Genomic DNA, 23,779 nt, shown 5'->3' with positions numbered 1-23,779 from the left:
AGGGTTTTATTGACTCATCGTGCTATTAAAAATACACGTAGGTTAGGCCCGAGGCTAAACGCGTATACTTTCGGTACAGACCGTCCCACGCCAAGTTATAGTCGCTGACCGTAATTGTGCCGTCACCATTAACCGACTCGACGTACATCACGTGTCCATAATAGCCAACATTCATAACCGCTGCTGCGCCAGCCTTTGGTGTCGAACCGCTCTGGATGCCGTATCGCGCCGCTGTTGATGGCCACTGATTAGCGTTACCAGCCCCACCAAAGTGTGGCACAAACCGACCGGTACTGTGGATCTTCCAGGCCACATAGCTCACGCATTCGCGCGTATATAGGCCCCATGGATCGACGTAAGCATCCAGTGGTGCATTCGCCCAGACGCCTGGATAGCCGCCACCACCCGGGATACCACCCGGGATTGACACCCCGCCAAGCGCTCGCCGGTTAGCCGCCGCCTGCTCTTCGCGCAGTTTCGCTGCTTGGTTATTCCGCTGCGTTGCCAAGGCTGCATAGGCATTCTGGTCATTCTTGGTATCGTTAACCAGCTTGGCCTGCTCTGCCTGCTTGGACGCTAGTTGTGTCTGCTGAGCCTTCTGGTCTTTGAGCACATTCTCAACTGACTTTTTATTCTCTTCCAGTTTAGCCTGCAGCGCCTTAATTTCCTTGATCTTATCGTTCAGCGACGATCGCAAGCTACTACGTTGCTCCTGCTTATCGACATAATCACCGATCGACTTGGAGCTAGCCAGCATCTCAAGCGGCGAAATCTGATCATCGAGGTAAATATCTGACAAGATTTTGCCCATGACCTTGCGGTTTTTTTCAATCGCTAGCTTGTTCTTAGCAATTTCCGCAACCAATGCGTCGTGCTTTTGCTGACTCTTGGCAATTTCTGTTCGGATTGAATCAATCTGCGCGTTAATGCGCCCCAGCTCCTCCTCCAGCGTCGCTGCCATCGTCCCGAGACGATTGGCCTCGTTCTGCGCCTGTTGCGCCTGTTGGTTGAGAGCGTTAATTTCCGCTTCATAGTCACGCGCGAATACGTGTGGGCCGAGCTGGAACACGCCAGCGCCCAAAACAACAGCACTAACCGCCACGAGAGCTGCCCGTGTGGCTCGTGATGTCGAAACTGGTGTGGTGGACCGTATCTTCATTGCTTTTTATTTTAGCACAAGCGACATATGGACGTCAAGCGCCTTGGCTCAGTAAATATTCAGGGGTTAGCGACAAAATAACTTATAATTTTAAGTATTTGCGCGTCGCGATCAATGACGAGACAATGCCAATCACCGCACCGATCATAATCATCGCCAGCACTACTAGCCCGGCATACGTGGTGCCAATATTCATCAAGTTATCCATCGGCAGCCGCACCGCCAGCTTGTCGTGTGCCGAGAACAACAACAGATACCCAACTCCTGAGGCCACCAGCGCCGCGATAAATCCATACATAACCGCCTCGACGATAAATGGCCCGCGAATAAACCCGCGATCAGCGCCGATCAGTTTCATCATCTGGATCTCGTCTTTGCGGTTAAAAATTGCCATTCTGATGGTGTTAAACACCACCAGCGACGAAATCACCACAAACACCACCGTAGCGATCGAGCCAGCGATACTGGCAAATCGTACCCAATCACCGATGGCATTGATCGCATCACGCCGATCACCGATGAACGACGGCTCCTTGGTCGGGTCTTTATGCTTTTTGTACAGTTCATCATGCTTGGTAAACTCAATCAGTGGTCGCTGATCATTTAAATCCTTGAGCGAGGCCCGCAGCGACGCCGGCATTTCATTGCTTGATTCTTTGATCGCCTCAAGAAACGCCGGGTCATTCTTGTGCTGCTCAATCTGTTCTTGCCGCGCCTGCTCTGCTGAAATATACGTTACCTTTTCGACATTGTGGAGCTTACTCAGGCGCGATATCAACTCATCAATCACCTTTTGCTCAGTTGAGCCTTTGAGGAAAATTGACATATCCGCCTTGCGTGAAATTGTATCGACCGAGTCAACCAGTACTTGGCGGGCGGCTATAGTGAGGGCGATGATCAGCAGCGTCACCGCCATCACCGCAGTCGCTGCAATCGTCAGCCAGGTGTTACGGCTAAAATTATTGATACCATACCGGCACATTCGCCAGAACGTCAGCACCCGACGGCGACGCTGCCGCGTGCGCTTAAGGACTTTGGGATCGACGCGCGCCTTGGCGGCGGCTTTACGTGAAATATCGGTCATTGTTTGTAACTCCCCTTGGCTTGATCAGAGGTGATTTTACCGTGATCAATGGTGATCACCCGGCGCTTGAGCTTGTTCACAATATCGACATTGTGCGTCGTCAGTAGCACCGTGGTGCCGTATTTGTTAATCTTTTCCAGCAAGCGCACAATATCCCAGCTATGCTTGGGATCGAGGTTACCGGTCGGCTCGTCAGCGATCAAAATCTTTGGCTGGCGTACCACCGCCCGGGCAATTGCCACCCGCTGGCGCTCACCGCCAGACAGCTGGTTCGGGAAATTCTTTTCCTTGCCTTTTAGGCCCACTAGCTCGATCACCTTTGGCACCGTTGATTTGATCTCACGATTGGTCATACCGGCAATCTCCAGCGCGAAGGCCACGTTCTCAAACACCGTCCGATTCGGCAACAGCTTGAAATCCTGAAACACCACACCGATTTTGCGCCTGAGCAGCGGGATATGCTTGTCCTTGAGCGTGTCGTAATCAATCCCACCGACGACAATCTTGCCGCCAGTCGGCTTTTCCTCGCGGGTCAGCAGCTTGAGCAGCGTCGACTTCCCCGCGCCTGATGTCCCAACCAAAATCACAAACTCGCCAGGCTTGACATGAACACTCACCCGATTCAAGGCCGGCTTGTTGTCCTTGCCATATGTTTTGGTAACCCTATCTAACAAAATCATTTCCACTAGTATAGCAGATTTTTTATGATAGTGCGAATTAGCGCGACGAACCATGCTACACTAGATATATGAAACCTTCAACCACATTGCTCAATCGCCTCAGCATCATGTTTATCGCCCTCAGTATCATCGGAGTCGGGTTAATGATTATCAGTAATCTCAGCGTGCCATTCCTGCCAGATACGTTTGATGCGGCGCGACCGCAAGACACCTGGTCATGCTGCGCAGCACCTCGAAAAACCGCTAACGCGCTACGCTGGCCGCTCTTCCTGACTGGCGGTCTACTCCTATTTATTAGCATCGTCTGGGGTATATATTACCTCGGACGTGGGCTACGACAGCTCGTGGGGCAATCACCTGATGAGTCAGCGCAACCTGCCCGGCGCACCTACAGGATACTGGAGATTGGTTTGCGACTATTGGCGCTACTTATGGTCATATCGCTTGGCGCCACGCTTATATGCCTATTCCTCACACCCCACGTCACGCTACTACAAGACATGGCACAACACAGCGGTATCTTCGTATATATCATGTACACTGCGACTGGACTGCTTCTGGCTACCGGCTGTCTCGCCTTGCCGCTTTATGCACTTATCAATACCAACCGCTGGCAGAACAAGGCAATTACCGATAGTAACAAGTGGCTCGCACGCCACACGTCAGCATTGGTATGGTACGGCCTCGCCATGGTGTGCTTTCTGGTGGGTACATGCGCGTGGCTCTATTACATCATCGGCGATGACACCAACCGAAAATATCCGATCGACGTCCTCGTCAGGCAAACTACTTGGCCATTTGGCGTACATTTCCTGTCCGTCATGGTCATCAGCCTTATCGCCTTTGCCGTGATGATCACCATTGCTGTCTTCCGTCAGCCGCGCGATTCACGCAAATAAGCCGTCATAAACTCATCAACATCCCCGTCCAGCACGCCCTGGGCGTTGCGGTTCTCGTGCTTGGTGCGGGTGTCCTTGACCAGCGTGTACGGATGCAGGACGTAATTTCTGATCTGGCTGCCCCAGTTGGCTGACTCGCCGGCCCTGAGATCAGACAGCGTTTCGGCGTGTTGCTCCAGCTTCATCGCCAGCAACTTGGATCGCAAAATCTTCAGCGCTGTTTCTTTGTTCTGAATCTGCGAACGCTCGTTCTGAATCGCCACCGTGATTCCCGTCGGCACGTGCGTCACCCGCACCGCCGAGTCAGTGGTGTTCACGCCCTGACCACCCTTGCCGCCCGAGCGATACACATCAATCCTCAGATCATTCGGGTCAATCGAAATTTCATCCGGCGTATCGATCTTTGGCAGCACCTCCACCAGTGCAAAGCTAGTCTGGCGCAAATTATCAGCGTTAAACGGACTGAGGCGCACCAGCCGATGCACGCCATTTTCTGAGCGCAGTTTTCCATAGGCAAACGGCCCAGAAATTTCCAACACCGCCGTCTTTATCCCCGCATCATCATTGGTCGAGCGCTCCAGCGTGTCGGCTTTCATCCCCGACTTCTCCGCCCAGCGTAGATACATCCGCTCCAACATCGCCGCAAAATCCTGCGCATCCAGCCCGCCTACGCCCGCCGAAATTCGCACTACCGCCTCGCGGTTGTCGTACGGGCCGCTGAACAGTAGATCAGTCTTGCGCTGAGTAAACTCCTGCTCCAGCGCTGCCACCTGCGCCTCAAACTCCGGCAGCAGATCATCATCGCCCAGCTCCATCAACTCAGCGATATCCATGAGTTGCACGCTGAGCGTCTGCCACGGCTCGACTGTCTGGCGCAAGCTAGCCGCCTTTTTCGCCAGCACCTGCGCCTCGTCCGGATTATGCCAAATCTCCGGCTGATTGAGTCGCTCGTCCAGCGCCGCCAGCTCCTGCTCCAGTGCCGCAAAATCCAGCGCCGCCTTGGCCTGTTCTACTTCTGATTGCAGGGTTTGGATACGTTTTTTTAGCGGTTGCATGGATACCATTGTAACAATTTTGCTATACTTTTTGTATGAAGATCGGCATATTTGATACGGGAACTGGCGGCAAATTAGTAGCAAAGAGGCTGAAAAAATTACTGCCGCAGCATTCGTACATCACGGCGATCGACCGCGAGCACGCACCGTACGGCAATCGTTTACCGGAAGAGATTATCACGCTAACCGATGCTGCCATTCAGCCGCTGCTATCATGCGACATTATTGTTATAGCATGCAATACCGCCACGACCAACGCGATTGGCTCGCTGCGGCAACGTTACACAGACGTATGCTTTATGGGCTTTGAACCGATGATCAAATCGGCCGTCATCTTGACCAAATCACATCATATTACCATGCTGGCGACAAACGCCACCAAACACAGCCAGCGTCTGCGTGCGCTTATCAGTGAATATGCTACTGGCGTTCGCATCGACACGCCAGACACCCGTGCGTGGGCGCAGATGATTGATCAAGGTTTGGCCGACGATATTGTGCTTGATGAAGTATCGACCAGTGTTGCGGACGGCAGCGATGTTATTGTTCTAGGCTGCACGCATTATCTGGCGCTTAAGAGACGGTTACAACGCCTTTTCCCGCAATGCCGCATTCTTGAACCTACTGCAATTATCGCCAAGCGGATTAGCGATTTTGCTAGCTAATTGTTATACTTATCCTAATGAATCAAGACATTGCTAAAATCCTCGTGACTACTGAGCAAATTAACAATGCGGTGGCGCAGCTGGGCCGAGAGCTGACGGCAGAGTATCGTGACAAAAACCCGCTGGTCATCGGTGTACTGCGCGGTGCAGCACCGTTTATGATTGATCTAGTGCGAGCGATGGACTGTTACCTGGAAATCGATTTCATTGACGTCTCTAGCTACGGCAACGCAACTGAATCATCCGGCGCGGTCACTATCCTCAAAGACATTGATAGCGACGTTACTGGGCGGCATATTTTGCTGGTCGAAGACATCGTCGATACCGGCCGAACGCTAGAAAAATTGCTAGAATTATTCGCCAGTCGCGGCGCGGCCTCAATCAAAGTCTGCTCACTACTCGACAAACCCGAACGACGTATCGCCAACGTTACCGCCGATTACGTCGGCCTGTCAGTTCCTAACGAATTCGTCGTCGGCTACGGCCTAGATTTCCGCCAACAATACCGAAACCTACCGTATATCGGAGTGTTGAAGCCTGAGGTGTATCAGGGATAAAGTAATACGCTACTAATGATGAGTCTGAAAAGGTTCATTACTCATAGAGTGGTGTCTCACGGCAATCTGACCAGATAGCCTAGAGGCCGATTGTACATGATCACGCCATACTCTTTCAATGACCGACTTATGATCTTCATGCCACTTTTCTAATTCTACAGCCCTGGCCGGGTCAAGCTTACCGATAGCTTCCTTAATCACGAATTCTGCATCAGCAGGACTTAGTGGAGATTCGATCGGCCCAGCCGTTGCCAACTGATCATCACAAAGTAATGCCCCATAAAACCTCCTCGCGTCTATCGTATTCCCCCTAGCGCTATAGCCTGTTTTCCTAATAGAGATATAATACTCTTCGCTACCATAACCTTCAAAATATTCTATTTTCTCAAAATTTCCATTTTTATCATAATACGCAGTCGGGGTTTTTCGCTGCAAATCTGCTTCTTCATAGCCCCTCAGAACATGCCGAGCATCTTCATCACTCAATTCTCCCATACCAACAGCAAACTCAACGGCTTCTTTAAACTGAAAAGGAGATGCAAAGCAGGCCTGAAGAGAATCTTTATCAAGCATCCAATAAGTTGAGCATCCGGACATATCATCAAACCCCCTAAGGTAGAAATTGTATCCATCTAAGCTAACGATGATACTCTCCTCCTCTTTCCCATGACGGATGGTACGATGTACTTTATTCTCAGAGTCAGCACAACGAGGCTCAGGTATCTCTACAATCGGTAACTGCAGTCTATCGGCATGCATATGCATTACCTGCGCAAGACGATGATTTACCGGCTCACCTTTTGGTGTTACTTTGTAGAAAAAACCAACGGTTTGCAGCTGGTGACCCTCGTGTTCGGCGAGAGCCACGACTTCATTATGATCATACTGTGAAGTCCTATTTAAAAGTTCATTCGGATCTATAATATCACAAATATGACCCTGTTTTATGAGCAGATCTCGATTATTGTTACGAGCACTCGCATCAGCTCCAGAAGTTATGACTATATTCCCTTCAGGAGCATCAATAATAAGCCCACCGGCTCCCCAAGTGGCGGTGTGGTCTTGGTCGATCAATGACATACTAGCGGAAACCCTATCTCCAATGCGCTCAGGTTGTTTATACATAGATATAGATTGGTCTCCTGATGTCTCAGGACCAAACCCCTCCATTGAGCCCAAGGCACAACCAGCCGTGGCGCTCATTTTGGCAAATGGATTAATAGCGTGAACAAGATATCGGAAATGTTTTGGATTATGTTCTTTCGGATCAGTCGTTTCACCCCAAAGACGCGGCTGATGATGTTGTTCAATAGACCTATCTTTTTCTGACATAACAAATATTATACATATTTTATTGTAACATGTCAACGTTTTGGTCTAAGATATTGCTCAACTACGGCAGATCGTTATAACAAAACTACCACCTACAACTTCTCCACCGCCGTCACAAACTGCTCGCCGCGGTCGACGTAATTTTTGAACATGCCAAAGCTAGCAGCCGCAGGGCTGAGGATGACAACATCGCCCGGGCGAGATAATTGACTGGCCCGGGCGACGACATCCACCATCGTTGTCTGGCCGAGCACTACTATCGTCGCCGTGACCGATGCTTGGCGCAGCGACTGTTCAATCTTTGCCGCATTTGCCCCGATAATGATCACCGCCCGCACCGCTTGTTTGGTAATCTCCGTGGCCATTTCATCATAATCCGCCCCTTTATCGTACCCGCCGATGACCAACACTTTCGGCGCCTCAAACGCCCGCAGCACCGCGATGGCACTGCCTGGCGTGGTAGCGATACTGTCATCGTAATACTTCACGCCGTTTTTCTCAGCAACGAATTTTAATCGATGTGGTAGTCCCGTAAAACTCTCTAGTCCAGCCGCATACTGCTCGTCGGTCACCGTGATCGGCAATTCTGTCACTGCGCTCATCGCCGCACAGGCGTTCTCGAGGTTGTGCGCGCCCGCCAGTCGCAAATGATCGATGCGACAAATCCGCCGATCTTGCACACAGAAGTAGCCATCCCGAACATACACCTGATCCTCGTCAGGGACAGCATAGCGGTACGCGAAATTTAACTCATCATCTCCGCAGTATTCGCTACATGTCTCACAGTCACACCCATACAACGGCCTATCAAGCGGCGCGGTGGCTACCTCCCGTGAGTATTTATTCGTTGGGTGATATAAACATATACCATCCTGTTGGTGACGATGAATATTTTTCTTGGCATCGAGGTACTCGGCAAAATCCGTATGCACCTCCAAATGATCCGGCTCGATCATCAACACCACGGCAATGGTCGGCGATTTCTCGAGATCCCACAGCTGAAAACTTGATAGCTCATAGACAACGAAGTCGTCCTTTGTGATGTTTGGTAGCGCGTCCAGTGCCGGCACACCAATATTCCCCACCAAATGCACCGTCTGACCGGCCGCCCGCAAGATTGCAGCGATCAGACTACAAGTCGTACCCTTACCTTTCGTCCCCGTCACGCCGATAATCGGCGCTGGGCATTTGTCGAAAAACTCATTGGTCGCCGACCATATTTTGCCCGACGTTTTGAGTAGCCGCGGTGGCACACCCGGTGCTCGCACCACCATATCGGCATCCTGCAGCTGCTCGGCGAACACTGACTCGCCAGTCCGCACTGCCACGCCATCCGGCGCATCTTCAACCGCTTTCTGGTCAGCAATGACAAACTCAGCATCAGGAAAAGCCTGCCGAAAATATCTCAAACTTGATATACCCTCAAGGCCATAGCCAGCGATAATGATCTTCATAGTTTCTATTATACCATCAAGAACTTCGAGATATTGGAACATCTAGCGCTGGATTGACTACATCTCTCTCCTGCAGCTTCTTGCCCCACTCTTTACTAAGAGTATCAAAACTAACTCGGGCAACCACATACGATTCCGCTTTATGCCGACGTAGCTCTACATTAACAGCAACTGGAGGGATTAATCCGGAATCTATATGGGGTTGAAGGCGATGCAAAAGATCGTCTCGGATAAAGTCGACGATATAGTCACCAGTAACCTGCGGCACAAAATCATAGCGTAGCAAAGGCCTGCGTGGGAACCGGGATGGAACTGTTGGGTTTTTGTCATCACTGTTTTGATTAATAAATATCTCCCGTTCTTGGACGGCAACACTAGGGTATATTCCATCCTCGTTCTGCCGATTATCCAGGGCGTCCTGGCGTACAATTCGTGCAAACTCAGCAATTTTGGAGCACCAATGCAATATAGCGAGGTCATCTGGCTGTAAAATAACCTCATCGTTCTCTGGAGTTAACTTTTCAGAACCAGCGGTACTATGCTGCGGAGCATCACTCCGAATCGCGTGTTCGCCTATCACTCGCAACACTGCATCACTAACGGCCCCCTCTTTAACTCCTTCATCAATTTGTTGTGGATACACGTTAGCCCTAAAAATTACTGAGCCATACGGAAGCACCGGAAGCCGATCGTCATAGGACGGTTTAACTGTATGCGCTTCAATGATAATGCTCTCGGGAATAAGCTCAGAGTCGATATACGGCTGAAGCCGCTTTTTCATATGGATTTCGATAAGTTCCTCCTCATCCTTTGGACGCAACGAATTCCTATTAGTCTCAGTCGCCTTGCATACTTCATATAAACAAATCGCATCATCCCTATGCCTATTGTTGAGATTGTCGGTATAATCAAGAGGCATACTCGCCACAAGATGAACAGCGGAAGGATCGATAGGCCGCGAGCCATCTATAATACTCCTGCGCAGATCACGCACTTCACGATAGATCGTACTGACGAGTGCCAACACATTTCGACCCTCTAGTATGCGGCCCTTATCAATATCCCGCTCTAGTGTTTCAGCAGCCGCATCACTACGCTCCTGATCAGCAATCATCCGCCCGAGCAGCTCCGCCCGCTCCTGCTCCGACATTACTGGATCAATATCAGTCCTTTCCCCCTGAGTCGATATGATATGTCCACATGTCTCGCTCGTATTACCCTTACCCATATCTCGTCTCCTCTCTATACTACCTACCTAAACAACCCTTCAAGCTTCTCCTGCAGTCGCCCGAGCAGCTCTTTATCGCCGCTACTCACGCCAGCAAGCACCCAGGTATTTGCCGCAAAAAACTCTCGTGCCACCCGAACAATTTGATCAGCAGTCACCGCCAAAATCGCTGTCGGCACGCCCTCATAATCCTTGACGAAATCATCAGCAAAATAACGCCCGGTATAAAAATTGCTGACCTGTGCCACCGTTTGTGCCCCCATCTGATAGCGGCCCAGCGCATACGACTTGGCATTCTCGATGTCCTCCGAGGTGATCGTCCCGTTCAGCACTCGGCGCAGTTCGCGCACGATGATATCGAACAGCGCCTCTGCTGTCTCGAGGTTAACCTGGCCGCCAAAATCCCACGCCGAATCATAAAACCCAACCGAGGTATCGCTAAACACGCCGTAAGCCAGCCCTTTCTTGCGCGCCGCCCCGAAAATCCGCGAGCTCATCGTCCCGGTCAAGATATGGTTCAAGCAGCCCATAGCGTCAGAATCCTCATCGCTCAGCTCGCGCGGCAGATTCATCGACCAGCCAAATGTCAGATTCGAGGCCTCCTTGCGGCGGACAAAAATCGGTGCGGCACTCGACAGCTTATCGTGTGGGATAGCAAACCGCTCGCCCGGCTCTAGCTGCCACTGCTCCAGCGATTCACGAATCGTCGCCATCCGCCCAGTCAACTTACCGGCCACCACAAACCGCATATTGTTGAGCGTATGTGTCCGCCGATGATGCTCCTTAATATCCTTTAGAGTAATCGCGTCAATGGTTTTCAGCCGCTGATTATACGTCAAAATATCCTCGCCCAGTGCTTGCTGCACCCGCGGCCACATCACGCGGTTGTGGTTATTGAGATAGCCGGTCAGCTCGCTCCGGACATTGCCTTTCTCGGCCTCTAGTTCCTCGGCGTTAAAGCGCGGCGTGGTGATCGCCAACCGCTGTAATTCTAAAATCCGATCCCATTCAAAATCCGCGCAGGCCGCCTCGTACACCATTGAATAATCAGAGGTGAACGCATTATGGTACGCACCATTCTTGGTAAATTCCTGCTCATAGGCGTGCTCCGAACGAAACTTCTCATTCGCCCCAAACGCCATGTGCTCCATGATGTGCGCCGTCTCGTAGATGTCCTTGTCGCGGACATAGCGGTTGCCCGCTCGAAACTGCACCTGAAAGCTCATCACTGTCGCGTCCGGCACATCAATGAACAGGCCTTTCGCACCGTTTTTCAATTTTATTTCTTTGACCGTATGTTTCATCTGTCTGTCGCTCTCTGCCCACCGGTTTTAGATTTATTTGCGATTCTTTTTGCGATTTTGGCGCTGCGCTTTTTTCTTCTTGCGTGCTTGGTTTTTAGCGCGGTTCGACTCGGCGTTAGATTTACCCTTTTTCACCGAAAAGTCACCGTCACGATTTTCCTCGCCCGTACCAACTTCATTAACGCCACGCTCAACTGCGCTTTCGGCTAGGCGCGTTAGCTCGGTATCATACTCATCATCCTGTGACTGGCGAATCACTGCGTCAGATTTATGAATATGAAAAATTGTGTTCAGAACTTCGTTACGCAGATTTTCCTGGAGGCTGGTGAACAATTTTTGTGACTCCGCCCGGTATTCTACCAATGGATCGCGCTGGCCAACGCTGCGCCAGTGGATCCCTTCGCGTAGGTGTTGCATATTCTCTAGGTGCTGCATCCACAGGGTGTCGAGCACCGCCATATACACCTCGCGCTCCACACCGCGCAACTCTTCAGTACCGATTTCTTCATCTTTTTCCCGGTAGGCCTGGTGTGCTAGTTTCAGAGCTTTTTGGAGGCGTGGACGGTCTTTTTTCTCGCGGCCAACCTTGCGCACGGCCGCCTCATCGACCGGAAAGGCCGAGGTAAATTCCTCGATAAACTTCGGGTTGTTTTTTGTCGGTAGCGTCACTAGCTCTTTGACTCTGTCTCGCAACAACCGCTCAATTTCCGGCTGAATATTGTCGCCTTCAAGGATTTTTCGGCGCATCGTGTAGACCACCCGGCGATGGCGATTAATCACATTGTCGTACTGAACAACATTTTTGCGCGTATCAAAGTTGTAACCTTCGACACGCTTCTGGGCTGCCTCCAACGTCTTTGACACAGCGCGGTTTTGAATCGGCGTATCTTCGTCCACGCCCAGCCGATCCATCAGCGCCGCAATTCGCTCGCCTTGGAAAATTCGCATCAAATCATCTTCGGTCGACACATAGAACTGCGTCTCACCCGGGTCACCCTGACGACCACCACGACCGCGCAACTGATTGTCGATACGCCGTGATTCGTGGCGCTCCGAACCGATCACCACCAGACCGCCCAATTCCTTAACGCCCTTGCCAAGTTTAATGTCGGTACCACGCCCGGCGATGTTTGTCGCTAGCGTAATCGCACCCTTTTCACCAGCCTTCTCGATGATAGCCGCCTCGCGCTCATTATTCTTAGCGTTCAAAATCTCAAACTTGATGCCTTCTTTTTCCAGATATTTGGCAATCTGCTCGTTCTTGGCGATCGAGCCAGAACCAACCAATACCGGCCGGCCTTGCTTGTGATAATCTTTGATGGCTTCAGCCACCGCCTTCAGCTTGCCTTTTTCGGTCTTGAAAATCAGGTCTTCTTTGTCATCGCGAATCACTGGCTTGTTCGGTGGAATCTGGATGACGTCCAGTGAATAAATTTGCTGAAACTCTTCAGCCTCGGTAAATGCCGTACCAGTCATACCGGAAAGTTTATTATACAAACGGAAATAATTCTGGAACGAAATGGTCGCCAGCGTCATGCTTTCTTCCAGCACTGGCACGCCTTCTTTCGCCTCAATTGCCTGGTGCAAGCCTTCGTTGTAGCGGCGTCCTTGCATCAAACGACCGGTGTGCTCATCGACGATGATCACCTCGCCGTCATTAGTTACCACGTAGTCTTTGTCGCGCTTGAACAATGTTTGTGCTCGCAGAGCTTGGTCCATGTGGTAAACGCTGCGCACGTGGTCTGGTGTGTACAAATTTTTTATTCCCAGCAGTTTTTGGACTTTTTCCACGCCCTCGTCGGTCAAGGCCACGCTGCGGCGCTTTTCGTCCAAAACATAGTCATCTGGCACTAATTTACTGGCAACTTTGGCGAAAGTGTAGTAGTTGTCCGGGTTTTCCGCTGCTGGCGCCGAGATGATCAGCGGCGTACGCGCTTCGTCGATCAGAATGGAGTCCACCTCGTCAACGATAGCAAAGTTCAGCTCGCGCTGCCTGAGCAAATCAACGTCATTAACCATGTTGTCGCGCAAATAGTCAAAACCAAACTCGTTGTTGGTGCCATATGTAATGTCGGCCGCGTAGGCTTCCTTACGAGTGACCGGGCGGAGCTTGCGCATGCGCGGATCGTCGTGATGCTCATTATCATACTCTTTGTCATAGATAAACGACGCTTCGTTGATGATCACGCCAGTTGTCAAGCCCAAAAAGTCATACACCTGGCCCATCCAGCCGGCGTCGCGCTGCGCCAGATAATCATTGACGGTCACCACATGAACGCCCTTTTCCTCCAATGCGTTCAGATAGGTCGGCAGCGTCGCCACCAAGGTTTTACCTTCGCCGGTCTTCATCTCAGCCACATTACCCTCATGAAGAACCATGCCGCCGATCAGCTGGACATCGTACGGACGCTCGCCAATGACACGCTTGGCTGCCTCGCGCACCACCGCAAAGGCATCCGGCAAAATCGTATCCAGTGTTACATTTTTCTTCGTCAGACGCTTTTTCAGCGCCTCTGTCTGCGCCCGCAACTCCTTGTCCGACATTGTTTCATATTTTTCGGACAGACCGTTAATTACGTCAACTTGCTTACGCAGCCGTTTCAAAATTTTCTTCTGCGGATCGCCAAAAATCTTACTCAGCGCCTTTTGTTGTGTCATTGCCATAAACTCAAAACTCCCTCACTTTCAGGCATTTTCAAAAACTGTATACAATTATACCGTGCAGGGCTAGAAAATTAAAGGGGTTGATTTAAACCCCTTCTACTGCTCGCGCTGGAAACCGCGCTTGAACCGTGCCAGTACGCTGCGGCTGCTGCCAACGTGCGCCAACACATCATCCTTATACTTACGTAGCTGCCCATTCAGCTTCGCCTCAACGATATCCACTGCTGCTAGCACGTTCATTGTCGAATCTTTAGCGGTGATTTTCTTGTCTGGCACATTGATAATCACCTCAACCTCGTACTTGTTGCCGCCAGGATGATCAATCTGCTTGATCTTTACATCAGCGGTAGCGCTCTTGCGGGCATGCCGCGGCAAGTACTTGCCCAACGCGCCAATTTTGCGCTCGACGTATTTCTTTGTGGTGTCTGTCAATTCGTATTTGACGCCAGTAATGGTAATATCTTTGATCATGGTTCCTCCTCTTATCACGTGCTAGCGCGGCAAAACAACACCCGCGTCCTTCGCCATTTTTAGTAATTCTTCGTTAATCACGAGCAGCTTTTCTTTCGACGACATTTTGGCAAAGCTGGCGCTCATAAATGATTTGTTCGGCTTACCGTAAATAACATCGTATATCTCTTTAATGTCGTTCGTTAGTGCCTGTAGTCTGCCTTCAACCACACCATCAGCGATCGCGCCCTTGATCCATTGCTTGTCATCGTTCGTCAGTGCCATATACCCTCCTAGACTCCATTATATCATCTCGCGGCCATTCATATATGGACGAAGTACTTCTGGCACCACTACATCACCCTCGGCGGTCTGGTAATTCTCAATAATCGCCACCATACAGCGCCCCAGCGCAAAGGCCGTCGCGTCATTCGTGTGGATCAATTCAACCCCGTTATCCGTACGCACCCGCGTCATCAAGCGGCGTGCCTGATAATCAGTCATGTAGTCAGCGGTATGCGTCTCGCGGTACTTGTCCTGACCCGGTAGCCAGACTTCCATGTCAACACCGCGCGCATTTGGCTTACCAATATCGGCCGTACATTTCATCAGCACGTGGTATGGCAACTTCAGCTGGGCCAACAACCACTCTTGGATGGCAATAAATAGGAGATGCTCGCTATAGCTGTCCTTAGCCTCGGTGAAACTCTCCATCTCGAGCTTGTCGAACTGATGCATCCGGATCAGCCCCTCCATATCCTTGCCATAGGTCCCCGCCTCTTTTCGAAAGCTAGTCGCAAAACCCAAGTATCGTAGCGGTAACTGCTTGGCGTCAAAGATCTCACCCGCGTGCATGCTGCCGAGCACATGCTCAGCACTTCCCTGGAGCCATAATTCCTCGCCCTCGATCTTGTAGCGATCGTCACTCGGCTGGAGGCGATCCATCTGATCATACGGTTCGGTGCGGATCATCAGTGGCGGCAGCACTGGGGTGAATGGTTTTGTATTGACATCAAGGCCAGCCTTTTCGGCGATCTCTTTGATCACCGCTGGGTTCGTGAGAGATGTGATCACAAACTGGATAATCGCCTGTTGCAACAACACCAAATCCCCCATGATATAAGCAAAACGAGCACCAGCAACCTTGGCGGCCCGCTCTTTATCGAGCCAGCCTTTTGCCTCGGCGATTTCGTAGTGATTTTTCGGCGCAAAATCAAAGGTTGGAATATCACCGACGACCTTTACTTCAACGTTTTCATCCTCACTCAGACCAACTGGTACATCGGCGTGCGGCATATTAGGAACCTGCTTTAGTAGTGCCGTGTATCGTTCCTCGATCTCGCTCAGCCGAGTCTCGAGCCCACTCAGCTTAGCCTTGATCGCCTTGCCCTGCTCAATCAGACCCGGCTCAGGCTTGCCTCCCTTCATCTGCGCAGCAATCTCATTACGCTGCTGGCGCAACTCATCAACCTGCCGCTGCGCCTCACGACGCTCGTCGTCTAATTGCAACAATGTCGCAATAGACACGTCACACCCCTTGTGTTTCGCCGCAGTCTGCACTGCCTCGGCGTTATCTCGAATAAAGCGAATATCTAACATGGTATCATTGTAGCAGATATACGATAATTTATCTCGCTAACTTCACTAGTTTGAAAGCTTGGTGATTGTCAGGCTTGCGTCGCTGAGTTGCACACTCTGGAGGTCTGATACGACGATCAACTTTAGTTTGGTGCCAGCCGTGGCCCGCATCATCCGTGAATACGGCAGTGTCGAACGACGAACACCGGCTTGATTAGACGACCACGTGCCCTCTGGACGATCACCGTTCACATCATTAACAATTTGGTAAATGTTACGCATCGGCGAGTTGTCAACGGTACGAATACTGGAACGGATGAAATATACACCGTCGCTTGGAATGGTATACGTGTGATTCACTGGATCCCAGGTGCCACCGCCGGTATTCGTGGTGATCGTTGTCATCGGAATGGCTGTATAAGTGTCAGCATTAATATTCACCGCCGTGATGTTACCATTACCGACACCGATCGAGCCAGCAAACATCGTTTCTTGCGGCAAACTTCTCCACGCAACATCACAATCTGCCGCCGATTTTTTCATCAGTACCTGACCAATTGACCCACCAGCCGGAATATTTGATCCGGTAAACGTCAGTCCAATATTTGGTGTACCATTGCCCGTAACGTTGAGTTTGGTCGAACATGGCTGAGTACTATTTGTCACATTGACTGTTGCATTTGCACCAGCTTCACCCTTTTCACCTTTATCACCTTTTTGTCCTTGGGGACCAGCGTCGCCCTTCGGACCTTTAGCTCCAGGTGCACCGGCATCTCCCTTGGCCCCTTGTGGGCCGGCAGGGCCAGTTTCACCCTTAGCCCCTGGCTCGCCTTTGTCACCCTTAGCACCCTGAAGACCCTGTGGCCCCGCTGGACCAGTGTCACCTTTATCCCCCTTAACACCTGGTATACCCTGGGGGCCGGGCAGGCCCTGAGGACCTACTGGGCCGGTGTCGCCCTTGTCGCCTTTTTGACCTTGAGCGCCTGTCGCTCCAGTATCACCTTTAGCGCCTTTGAGTCCTTGCGGGCCGGCGGGACCGATTGGACCGGTATCACCTTTGGCTCCCTGAGGACCTGCAGGACCTTGTGGGCCATCATTACCTTTTTCACCTTTCTCGCCTTTTTGGCCTTGGGGACCAGCTGGGCCTTGCGGGCCGGCAGGGCCAGTTTCACCCTTTTGGCCTTGGGCACCGGCAGGCCCCTGAGCACCTTGTGCGCCCTGGGCACCCGTTGCACCCTGTGGACCGGTATCACCTTTGTCACCCTTCGGGCCCTTTAGATCAGACAATGCGATGAGGTTATGCCAAGTGGCATCGCCTCTGTAGCGCCACTGTATATATAGTGCAGTTTTCTGTAGCTCAATCTCTCGTCCATCATTACCGGCATCGCCCTTTTGGCCTTGGGCGCCCACTGCACCAGTGTCACCTTTGTCACCTTTTTCACCCTTTTCACCTTTAGCACCAGCGTCTCCCTTTTCGCCTTTAGCACCGGCATCGCCTTTGTCACCTTTTTGTCCTTGCTGGCCGGTGTCACCTTTGGGACCCTGTGGGCCAGCCGGACCGACGATACCGTTGGCATCACCCTTCTCACCCTTGTCACCCTTTTGGCCCCGTGGACCAGCTGGACCCTGAGCACCGGTCGCGCCGGTATCGCCCTTTGGCCCGGTCGCACCGTTTTTACCATTCGCCCCATCACGGCCATTGGCTCCACGCTGCCCTGTGTTCACACCGTTTTTACCGTCTTTACCAGCAGCTCCAGCCTCACCAGTGTCACCTTTGTCACCCTTGTCGCCTTTCTCGCCCTTATCACCTCGCTATTCAGAAAGAGAGACAATATCCTGCCAGTCGCCGTCCATAAACTGCCACTGCACCTTGCCATTGCTCTGGCGTAAGCTAATCTGATCTGGACGAACCCCCTTGTAAAAGCGATTGCCGCCGCCCCATGGCCACCACCACAGCAGTAGAATGATTAGTATCGTGACGATAAACAAACATATTACCAGTTTACGACTCGCATATGTCTTGTCTGAGCGCTCGTTCATATTGTATTATATCCCCTATTTGATCTTGCTATACGCCTATTTACCGTGATTATAGCATGAGCACATTCTAAAAGCCATAATTTTTATCAAAAATCGCGGGTAATTACGACAGGTCAGCCACAATTAAGTAGTACGGGCCAGTCATTCCCTCGCCATCAACCAACACTTCGCCTTGCTCAGGCTTATCCCCAGTCCCGAGATGGTGTGCGTCAGCGTCGACTTGCCCGAACCAGATTTGCCTAAAATCGTCACACTCGCCCCAGTGACCATACGCTTTTAACGACAACTAAACCGCACTGATCGCGCCGCTCATCAGCAAAACAATGATCAGGCCGCCCAGCCCGACTCGATACCAAATAAATAACGAGAAGTCATTCCGCGCCACAAACTTAAGCAGCCACGATATCGCAAGGTAGCCGACCACAAACGACACAATTGTCGCAAGCCCCGTCGCTGTCCAGCCGACACCGCCGGCAATGTGCTTTGAGGCGGTCAGCATCTCCAGCAGCCCAGCCGCCACCAGCGCCGGGATACCGAGGAAAAAGCTCAACTTCGTCACCGTCACTCGGTCAAATCCCCGCAGCAGCCCCACCGAGATCGTTGCTCCCGACCGACTGATACCCGGTATCAAGGCCAGGCACTGCCCCACACCAATCGCCAGCGTATCTCGCCACGTCGTTTGCTGCTCGCTGCGGTGACTGGCCTTTTCTGAACGCTTATCAGCCCACCACATCACCAGGCTCCAGCCGATCAACGCCACCGCCACAAACCACAAACTACGCAGCACCGTCTCGACCTGATCCTTAAACAGTAGTCCAATCACTGCGATCGGCACCGAACCGATGATAATCGCCCAGCCATACACATAATCAAACTGTCGTCGCGCCCGCTTCCACCACAGACCGCGCCACCACGCGCTTAGCACCCGCCAGATATCGCTCCAGAAATAGATAATCGCTGCCAAGATCGCGCCGACCTGAATTACTGCCGTGAACGCCGTCAGACTCGAATCATCAATTCTCATCCCCATCAACTTCTCGACGATCGTCAAATGTCCCGTCGAAGAAACCGGCAGAAACTCTGTCACGCCTTCAACAATACCGAGGATGATCGCTTGCCACCACGCCACTACTTAATAGCTCCCTATCATCCCTTCAGTGTAGCAGCTCAGTAAGCATTCGCCAACCTCCACGCTCACTATGCGTCACTTGATTGTGGTGCGGGCGATGGCGACAGCGGCCCGGACACATGCAGCCGCACAAACCCGAAGCAGTTGACATCAAGCTCCGGCGAGAGGCCAAACCACGTCGTGCGACAGCGATTACGCTGGTTTTCAACTCTGAGCACGAGCTTATCACCATCACGCACCGCCGACACCTTCGGTTGCTGGCGCTTGCCCTTGAGGTCTATATAGCGCAGCTCAACCTTGATATCACCTCGGGTCGTATCCCCAAAATGTAACGACACATCCTCACCCTCGACATGGACATATTTCACGCCCTTCATATCACTTGGCAATTCAACCGGCACGATTTTTGTCAAGCGCTCCTCGTCACGTGCTAGCTCATTCGCCATACCTACACCAAACAGCGTCATCCCTGAAACCGACAGCGCCCCTACGATCAGCGCCACCACCATCATAATCACCGATAGTCGCTTTAACGTCCACGTAAAAACACCGTGGCTCAATATCGCGCCCAGCCACACCGCCGCTACACCGCCAATAAATAAGGACACCCATAGACCCCACGCCCACGACTGCGCATAAAGCCCATCCAGCAAACCAATCACCGCGATGCCACTGACCGCCCCCACGATCAGCGCCACCAACAGCCCCAGTGTTACCATGAGAATACCAACCCCAAGAATAAATCGAAATACTTTTGCTGCCGTATGACCCGTGTTACTATTCCGCCCTACGGATGGCTCATTCCGACTGGCCTGACGCTTCAGCGAATCAAACGTTACCGCCTTGCCTCGCATCTGGAGCTTATCAGAGGCAGTCCGCGCCTCTGGAACTGACAGCCACATCACAATATAAATCAGTACCGCTGCACCAAAGGTAATAAATGGCGAGAAAATGAACAATAATCGTACCCACAAGGGATTGGTTCCCCAATAGGCAGCAATGCCTGCACATACGCCACCAATTAGCGAATGTTCCGTATCGCGCATCAGCCGTCGCTCCGAACGCTCTGAACGCTCGGGCTCGTCATCGGTCTCCACCGTCTCGTCATCGTCCGAAAAATCACGCGGTTCGCCCATTTGTTTCTGCACCGCCAGGACGTCGTCGTGACTGATCACGCCGTCCTTTGCCACGCCGCGCTCCGCCAAAAGCTCCACCATTCGCGCTTCGATTTCCCGCATAGCCTCTGGCTCGGCGTGCATGTTTTTCTGAATTAAATTCAGGTATTTTTCCAATGATTTTTTAGCATCAACTTCCACGCTAAACGGCGTCTTTGCCAAATGAATTCTGGTTATTTCTTTCATCGCTTGGCTCCTTTCTCGAGATTTTTTAGCGAAGTGTTCAACATTTTGATACGATTTTTCAATTCATCCACCAGCTGCGCGCCCACGTCAGTGAGCGAATAATATTTGCGCGGCGGCCCCTGTTCGCTCTCTTGCCATTCGTGCTTGAGATAGCCATATTTCTGCAAGCGGCTGAGCAGCGGGTAAATTGTCCCCTCAACCACCATCAGCTCCGACTCGCTCAATTGCTTGACGATGTCGCCGGTATATTGCGGTTGTTTGGCACAAACCAGCAGCACACAGTAGACCAAAAAACCTTTGCGCAGTTGAATCGCCAAACTCTCCGCGTAAGCACTAACGTCCATGCCTTATCCCTCCTGGCACGGTTGATTTTTCAATCCGACCGTCTTTAATGATGATCTGATAATCGCATTTCTTCGCCAGGTCGACGTCGTGTGTCACTACAATCAGCGTGACACCCTTTTGCTTATTATAATCAAATAGCAATCCTTCCACCTTAGCGCCAGTTTCGCTGTCCAGGTTGCCGGTCGGCTCGTCAGCAAAGATGATTTGCGGATCGCCGACAATCGCCCGGGCGATTGCCAAACGCTGCTTTTGCCCGCCCGACAGGTCTTTGGCGCGATTCTTGCGCTTGTCGTACAAGTCCACCGCCTTAAGCGCTGCATTGATTTTATGCGCTCGTTTTTTCCGCGGCAGCCGCGCAATTTCCAGCGGCAAACTGACGTTGTCAACCACGCTCTCATTGCCTTGGACAAAAAAGCTCTGAAAGATAAAACCGATTTTCTTGGCGCGAAACTCATCGACATGCTTTGACTTTAGTTGCAAGATATCTTGTCCGTCAATGATAACTTGACCTTTTTGCGGCTTATCCAAACCCGAGATAGCATGCATCAGCGTCGATTTTCCTGAACCAGATTTACCGAGGATTGCCACGCTGGCGCCCGTCGGGATGGTCAAGCTGACATTTTTCAGCGCCGTAAATTGGTTTTTCTTTTTACCGTAAACTTTTGTCACATTTTTCAGTTCAATCATGATTTCTCTCCTATTCCGTCCTTAACGCCTCAATTGGGTCTAATTTTGTTGCTTTGCGGCTTGGCAACCAGCCAGAAATTATTGCCATCACCACCAGTCCGATTACCAACAGTCCGATTTGCAGCGGATTAATTACTAGAAGATTCGTGCCAACGCCTAATTTTAAGGCACTGGTAATTACTGGATTCAGCAGCGTCACCAAACTTGCCAGTCCGACGCCAATCAAACCACCCAGCAAACCAACCCATGCCGCCTCGTAGCGGAATAATTTACCAATATCGCGGCCGCGCATCCCCAACGCCTTCATCAAGCCAATTTGGCTAGTTCGCTCCAGTACCGAAATGTACATAGTGTTAATAATCCCGAATACACTGGCGAGCAGCGCCAAGCCGCCGAATCCTGCCAGTGCCACCTGCGCTACATTAACCATCGTTAGTAGCGCCTTCCGAATATCCTGAATTGAGTACGCGTTATAGTCTTTGCCAATCACATCTTTAGCAGCATCAACATTTTTCTCGTCATCCACCAAAGCAATCGCCGTTGAATACTGATGTGGCTGACTCTTATTATGGCTGAATTCGTAAATAGCTTTAGCATCAGCCGTCGAAATTCTCAGCATTGGTTCATAAAACAAAATGGTGTCTGATTTTTTGTCCACCGCCGCAATCTTGAACGACACCTCTTTGGCGACATTGCCGCCCCGCGCTGCGCTACGCACACCCAAGGTTATCGTCTGACCAATTGCCGACTGCGCGTCCTTGAAGCCCAGTTGCTTGACATAAGCCTCCGGGATGATAATCTCACCCGGCTTTGGCATGAAACCTTCCAGTGACCCTGCCGCCAATTCTGCCCGAGTACTGTCCATTTTAACAGCCACAGTCAGCGCAAATTTCTTACCATTCGCCGAGCTCTTGGCATAGGCCACGCCATCAGTTGAATATGCTGGTGTTACCGTTTTTACATGCGGCGTTTGTCGGATTTTTTCCAAGTCCTTGTCGTTGAGCACATATTTGCTGCGCGCCGCCGATGCTTTATTTTTGTCAGCTTCTTCTGCCGAATTGCCATATTCTGGTAATTGATCCTTCTTTTCGGATTCAACTTTTTTACCAACCATAATCACTTTCTTGTCACCAGCCGCATCGACTATGCTATTGGTATACAAACGGCCACCCTCGCCAGCCATCAGCGCCAAGCCAATCGTAAACGCCCCGACCGAAATCGCCAGCGATGTCAAAATTGTCCGACCCTTTGACTGGCGAAGATTCCGCCCCGCCCGCTTAATGATGTCGATTCTCCTCATACTATACTCCTTGCATTTTCATTATACATAGTACTATGTTATACAAGGTACTATAAAAATTCAAGTAGTTTTGAGAAAATAAATTATTTAGAAATATGTATTCTTATCATTTAATAGAAGATACGGTATGCTACACTAATATCATGGATAGTACTCAGAACCATCAGATACACCAGGCAATCATTGCTCGTGAGATTATTGATATCTACAGATTCGCACCAAACAAAACAGATGTCGCAGAATCGTTAGACGTACTTTGTTTTGCCATGGCTCGCCTCACTGAAAAACACTCCGTAATTGATTGGGATTTTTTAGCGACACTATTTGATCAGCTTGCACACACTAATAACCACACATCCTTTAGCGATATAGAAAAATTATATCAAAGAATAACATCTCTAATTCCAGATCCAGACTCATAAATTCAAGAGTCGAGTGGGGAGGCGGGTTGTGGCGCGAGGGCGAACCCTTTGCCACTCTCTGGTTAGTCCAGTGGACGTCCCTGTCGCCGCCCTGTCCAGTGTCTCGCGAGAGACGGTATCCGTCAGAGTAGTACTGGGTACTGTGCTCACGACCGCCGTCACGACGAGCGAAGATTCCGCTAGCCCCAGCAGGCTCAGAGCCAGTCCTAGCTCCACGATCGTACAGCGTGCCGCCGTACTCGCTTCCGGAAGAGTTGGACATAGTAACCACTCTCCTTGAGTAGTCGATCTTATGCGGATGTATTCTCAATCCACATACTACCGCGGTTTCGGTAGTCAAAAATCATTGCAATTCCACTCCCCTCGTTTGTCAAGCATAGGCAGCA

General features: G+C 51.2%; 23 protein-coding genes. 4 read left to right on the top strand and 19 right to left on the bottom strand.

Annotation, left to right across the window (positions count from 1 at the left end; translation table 11 throughout):
- Positions 1-25 precede the first annotated feature (25 nt).
- From GWK78_01175 to ftsE, 3 genes are all read right to left on the bottom strand, one after another.
- Entirely contained in the window at positions 26-1,159 is a 1,134-nt protein-coding gene (locus tag GWK78_01175; protein QHU93645.1) for a CHAP domain-containing protein, read from the bottom strand.
- An 82-nt stretch (positions 1,160-1,241) separates the two neighbouring features.
- A complete protein-coding gene (locus tag GWK78_01170; GenBank protein QHU93644.1) occupies positions 1,242-2,243 on the bottom strand; it encodes an FtsX-like permease family protein in 1,002 nt (333 codons plus the stop codon).
- On the bottom strand, positions 2,240-2,929 hold the full coding sequence (gene ftsE / locus GWK78_01165) for a cell division ATP-binding protein FtsE (protein QHU94255.1): 690 nt from the start codon (positions 2,927-2,929) through the stop codon (positions 2,240-2,242). Before ftsE ends, GWK78_01170 begins: the two co-directional genes overlap by 4 nt.
- Positions 2,930-2,991: 62 nt before the next feature.
- Between ftsE and GWK78_01160 the strand changes: the two genes are divergently transcribed.
- Positions 2,992-3,822 carry a hypothetical protein gene (locus GWK78_01160; protein ID QHU93643.1) on the top strand — a complete coding sequence of 277 codons (831 nt, stop codon included), beginning with the start codon at positions 2,992-2,994 and terminating at the stop codon, positions 3,820-3,822.
- Here GWK78_01160 and GWK78_01155 read toward each other — a convergent pair.
- Positions 3,798-4,877 carry a peptide chain release factor 2 gene (locus tag GWK78_01155; GenBank protein ID QHU93642.1) on the bottom strand — a complete coding sequence of 360 codons (1,080 nt, stop codon included), beginning with the start codon at positions 4,875-4,877 and terminating at the stop codon, positions 3,798-3,800. The genes GWK78_01160 and GWK78_01155 overlap by 25 nt on opposite strands.
- Before the next feature lie 35 nt (positions 4,878-4,912).
- On the opposite strand from GWK78_01155, the gene GWK78_01150 reads away from it, so the two are divergent.
- Positions 4,913-5,542, top strand: coding sequence for a hypothetical protein (locus GWK78_01150; protein QHU93641.1), 630 nt, complete (start codon positions 4,913-4,915; stop codon positions 5,540-5,542).
- 17 nt (positions 5,543-5,559) lie between these two features.
- Positions 5,560-6,099 carry a hypoxanthine phosphoribosyltransferase gene (gene hpt, locus GWK78_01145; GenBank protein ID QHU93640.1) on the top strand — a complete coding sequence of 180 codons (540 nt, stop codon included), beginning with the start codon at positions 5,560-5,562 and terminating at the stop codon, positions 6,097-6,099.
- A 12-nt stretch (positions 6,100-6,111) separates the two neighbouring features.
- On the opposite strand, the gene GWK78_01140 is transcribed toward hpt, so the two are convergent.
- From GWK78_01140 to GWK78_01070, 15 genes are all read right to left on the bottom strand, one after another.
- On the bottom strand, positions 6,112-7,431 hold the full coding sequence (locus GWK78_01140) for a hypothetical protein (protein ID QHU93639.1): 1,320 nt from the start codon (positions 7,429-7,431) through the stop codon (positions 6,112-6,114).
- Between the two features lie 92 nt (positions 7,432-7,523).
- Positions 7,524-8,885, bottom strand: a complete 1,362-nt coding sequence (murD, locus tag GWK78_01135) for a UDP-N-acetylmuramoyl-L-alanine--D-glutamate ligase (protein QHU93638.1) — start codon at positions 8,883-8,885, stop codon at positions 7,524-7,526.
- A gap of 16 nt (positions 8,886-8,901) precedes the next feature.
- Complete coding sequence (locus GWK78_01130) at positions 8,902-10,113, bottom strand: hypothetical protein (protein ID QHU93637.1); 1,212 nt, start codon at positions 10,111-10,113, stop codon at positions 8,902-8,904.
- 23 nt (positions 10,114-10,136) lie between these two features.
- Positions 10,137-11,417: a hypothetical protein gene (locus GWK78_01125; GenBank protein ID QHU93636.1), complete on the bottom strand. Its 1,281-nt coding sequence runs from the start codon at positions 11,415-11,417 to the stop codon at positions 10,137-10,139.
- 33 nt (positions 11,418-11,450) lie between these two features.
- The gene (gene secA / locus GWK78_01120) at positions 11,451-14,075 is read right to left on the bottom strand and encodes a preprotein translocase subunit SecA (GenBank protein QHU94254.1); all 2,625 of its coding nucleotides are present in this window, start codon (positions 14,073-14,075) and stop codon (positions 11,451-11,453) included.
- Positions 14,076-14,177: 102 nt separating this feature from the next.
- The gene (raiA, locus tag GWK78_01115) at positions 14,178-14,552 is read right to left on the bottom strand and encodes a ribosome-associated translation inhibitor RaiA (protein QHU93635.1); all 375 of its coding nucleotides are present in this window, start codon (positions 14,550-14,552) and stop codon (positions 14,178-14,180) included.
- 21 nt (positions 14,553-14,573) lie between these two features.
- Complete coding sequence (locus GWK78_01110) at positions 14,574-14,816, bottom strand: hypothetical protein (protein QHU93634.1); 243 nt, start codon at positions 14,814-14,816, stop codon at positions 14,574-14,576.
- Between the two features lie 18 nt (positions 14,817-14,834).
- Positions 14,835-16,130, bottom strand: coding sequence for a serine--tRNA ligase (gene serS / locus GWK78_01105; protein ID QHU93633.1), 1,296 nt, complete (start codon positions 16,128-16,130; stop codon positions 14,835-14,837).
- Between the two features lie 45 nt (positions 16,131-16,175).
- On the bottom strand, positions 16,176-17,834 hold the full coding sequence (locus GWK78_01100) for a collagen-like protein (protein ID QHU93632.1): 1,659 nt from the start codon (positions 17,832-17,834) through the stop codon (positions 16,176-16,178).
- An 87-nt stretch (positions 17,835-17,921) separates the two neighbouring features.
- Positions 17,922-18,149, bottom strand: coding sequence for a hypothetical protein (locus GWK78_01095; protein ID QHU93631.1), 228 nt, complete (start codon positions 18,147-18,149; stop codon positions 17,922-17,924).
- 286 nt (positions 18,150-18,435) lie between these two features.
- Positions 18,436-19,278, bottom strand: coding sequence for an undecaprenyl-diphosphate phosphatase (locus GWK78_01090; protein ID QHU93630.1), 843 nt, complete (start codon positions 19,276-19,278; stop codon positions 18,436-18,438).
- Positions 19,279-19,346: 68 nt separating this feature from the next.
- Positions 19,347-20,639 (bottom strand): PspC domain-containing protein, encoded by a 1,293-nt coding sequence (locus GWK78_01085; GenBank protein QHU93629.1) that lies wholly within the window; start codon positions 20,637-20,639, stop codon positions 19,347-19,349.
- Positions 20,636-20,983, bottom strand: a complete 348-nt coding sequence (locus GWK78_01080; GenBank protein ID QHU93628.1) for a PadR family transcriptional regulator — start codon at positions 20,981-20,983, stop codon at positions 20,636-20,638. Before GWK78_01080 ends, GWK78_01085 begins: the two co-directional genes overlap by 4 nt.
- The gene (locus GWK78_01075; GenBank protein QHU93627.1) at positions 20,973-21,671 is read right to left on the bottom strand and encodes an ATP-binding cassette domain-containing protein; all 699 of its coding nucleotides are present in this window, start codon (positions 21,669-21,671) and stop codon (positions 20,973-20,975) included. Before GWK78_01075 ends, GWK78_01080 begins: the two co-directional genes overlap by 11 nt.
- Positions 21,672-21,681: 10 nt before the next feature.
- Positions 21,682-22,971 (bottom strand): FtsX-like permease family protein, encoded by a 1,290-nt coding sequence (locus tag GWK78_01070; protein QHU93626.1) that lies wholly within the window; start codon positions 22,969-22,971, stop codon positions 21,682-21,684.
- 143 nt (positions 22,972-23,114) lie between these two features.
- On the opposite strand from GWK78_01070, the gene GWK78_01065 reads away from it, so the two are divergent.
- Positions 23,115-23,393: a hypothetical protein gene (locus GWK78_01065; protein QHU93625.1), complete on the top strand. Its 279-nt coding sequence runs from the start codon at positions 23,115-23,117 to the stop codon at positions 23,391-23,393.
- Positions 23,394-23,779 lie beyond the last annotated feature (386 nt).

The sequence above is a fragment of the Candidatus Saccharibacteria bacterium oral taxon 488 genome (assembly GCA_010202845.1).
Classification (GTDB): Bacteria; Patescibacteriota; Saccharimonadia; order Saccharimonadales; family Saccharimonadaceae; genus Nanosynbacter.
Note: the sequence above shows the minus strand (reverse complement) of the source record. Positions and strands in the feature narration are given on the sequence as shown.